Annotated in this window: 2 tRNA genes and 1 rRNA gene (2 of these 3 cut by a window edge); all 3 read left to right on the top strand. The window is 52.8% G+C overall.

The annotated features are described in order from the left end of the window. Positions 1-15: transfer RNA gene (locus ACSDHM_RS18760), tRNA-Ala, on the top strand (it extends 61 nt beyond the left edge of the window). Between the two features lie 22 nt (positions 16-37). Continuing rightward, positions 38-114, top strand: a tRNA-Ile gene (locus ACSDHM_RS18755). Positions 115-337: 223 nt separating this feature from the next. After that, positions 338-2,500: ribosomal RNA gene (locus tag ACSDHM_RS18750) — 23S ribosomal RNA — on the top strand; it runs 715 nt beyond the window's last position.

Raw genomic sequence — 2,500 nt, 5'->3', positions numbered from 1 at the left:
CGACAGGCTCCACCAGGGAGATTAAGAAACAAGCTCCGGGTCTGTAGCTCAGGTGGTTAGAGCGCACCCCTGATAAGGGTGAGGTCGGTGGTTCGAGTCCTCCCAGACCCACCATTCTCTGAATGACGCATACATTCGATCTTTATACGTATCAGCACTGTGGCTGGTACGTGTTCTTTTAAAACTTGTGACGTAGCGAGCGTTTGAGATGTTCTATCAGACGTGTCGTGAGGCTAAGGCGAGAGACGCAAGTCTCTTTATTGATTGAGTCGTTATATTCGTATCCGGGCTTTGTACCCCCGGGTCATATGTAACCCAAGGCAACTTGCGGTTATATGGTCAAGCGAATAAGCGCACACGGTGGATGCCTTGGCGGTCAGAGGCGATGAAGGACGTGGCAGCCTGCGAAAAGTATCGGGGAGCTGGCAACAAGCTTTGATCCGGTAATGTCCGAATGGGGAAACCCACCCGCTTGCGGGTATCCTGCAGTGAATACATAGCTGCTGGAAGCGAACCTGGTGAACTGAAATATCTAAGTAACCAGAGGAAAAGAAATCAACCGAGATTCCGTAAGTAGCGACGAGCGAACGCGGACTAGCCCTTAAGCTGATTTGGTTCTAGGAAAACACTCTGGAAAGAGTGGCCATAGAAGGTGATAGCCCTGTATCTGAAAGGGCCATTTCAGTGAAGACGAGTAGGGCGGGGCACGTGAAACCCTGTCTGAACATGGGGGGACCATCCTCCAAGGCTAAATACTACTGACCGACCGATAGTGAACCAGTACCGTGAGGGAAAGGCGAAAAGAACCCCGGAGAGGGGAGTGAAATAGAACCTGAAACCGTGTGCGTACAAGCAGTAGGAGCTCCGCAAGGAGTGACTGCGTACCTTTTGTATAATGGGTCAGCGACTTACTGTTCGTGGCAAGCTTAACCGTATAGGGGAGGCGAAGGGAAACCGAGTCTGATAAGGGCGCATAGTCGCGGGCAGTAGACCCGAAACCGGGTGATCTAGTCATGCCCAGGGTGAAGGTGCGGTAACACGCACTGGAGGCCCGAACCCACTCCCGTTGCAAAGGTAGGGGATGAGGTGTGATTAGGAGTGAAAAGCTAATCGAACCCGGAGATAGCTGGTTCTCCTCGAAAGCTATTTAGGTAGCGCCTCATATGTATCCTCTCGGGGGTAGAGCACTGTTATGGCTAGGGGGTCATCGCGACTTACCAAACCATTGCAAACTCCGAATACCGAGACGGACTGTATGGGAGACACACGGCGGGTGCTAACGTCCGTCGTGAAAAGGGAAACAACCCAGACCCACAGCTAAGGTCCCAAATTTTGTGCTAAGTGGAAAACCATGTGGAAAGGCACAGACAGCCAGGAGGTTGGCTTAGAAGCAGCCACCCTTTAAAGAAAGCGTAATAGCTCACTGGTCGAGTCGGTCTGCGGGGAAGATTTAACGGGGCTAAGCACAGAACCGAAGCTTGGGGTGCATACTTCGTATGCGCGGTAGAGGAGCGTTCCGTAAGCCGTTGAAGGTGGATTGAGAAGTCTGCTGGAGGTATCGGAAGTGCGAATGCTGACATGAGTAACGATAATGCGGGTGAAAAACCCGCACGCCGAAAGCCCAAGGTTTCCTTGCGCAACGTTAATCGGCGCAGGGTGAGTCGGCCCCTAAGGCGAGGACGAAAGTCGTAGTCGATGGGAAGCAGGTTAATATTCCTGCACCTCGCGTAAGTGCGATGGAGGGACGGAGAAGGTTAGGTGTACCAGGCGTTGGTTGTCCTGGGGAAAGGCGGTAGGTTTGGATCTTTGGCAAATCCGGGATCCTCTAAGACCGAGCACCGAGACGAGCCTTTATGGCAAAGTCACTGATACCACGCTTCCAGGAAAAGCTCCTAAGCTTCAGCTTACGCAGACCGTACCGTAAACCGACACAGGTGGGTAGGATGAGAATTCTCAGGCGCTTGAGAGAACTCGGGTGAAGGAACTAGGCAACATGGCACCGTAACTTCGGGAGAAGGTGCACCCTTTTTGGTGGCTCGTGCGAGCTATAGCTGAAGAGGGTCGCAGTAACCAGGCCGCTGCGACTGTTTATCAAAAACACAGCACTCTGCAAACACGAAAGTGGACGTATAGGGTGTGACGCCTGCCCGGTGCTGGAAGGTTAATTGATGGGGTCAGCCGCAAGGCGAAGCTCTTGATCGAAGCCCCAGTAAACGGCGGCCGTAACTATAACGGTCCTAAGGTAGCGAAATTCCTTGTCGGGTAAGTTCCGACCTGCACGAATGGCGTAACGACAGCGGCGCTGTCTCCACCCGAGACTCAGTGAAATTGAAATCGCTGTGAAGATGCAGCGTTCCCGTGGCAAGACGGAAAGACCCCGTGAACCTTTACTATAGCTTTACACTGAACGTTGAGTTCGTCTGTGTAGGATAGGTGGGAGGCTATGAAACCATGGCGCTAGCTGTGGTGGAGCCATCCTTGAAATACCACCCTGTCGTGC

Origin of the sequence: Stenotrophomonas sp. T8 (assembly GCF_051853085.1) — a bacterium.
Taxonomy (GTDB): domain Bacteria; phylum Pseudomonadota; class Gammaproteobacteria; order Xanthomonadales; family Xanthomonadaceae; genus Stenotrophomonas; species Stenotrophomonas sepilia.
Note: the sequence above shows the minus strand (reverse complement) of the source record. Positions and strands in the feature narration are given on the sequence as shown.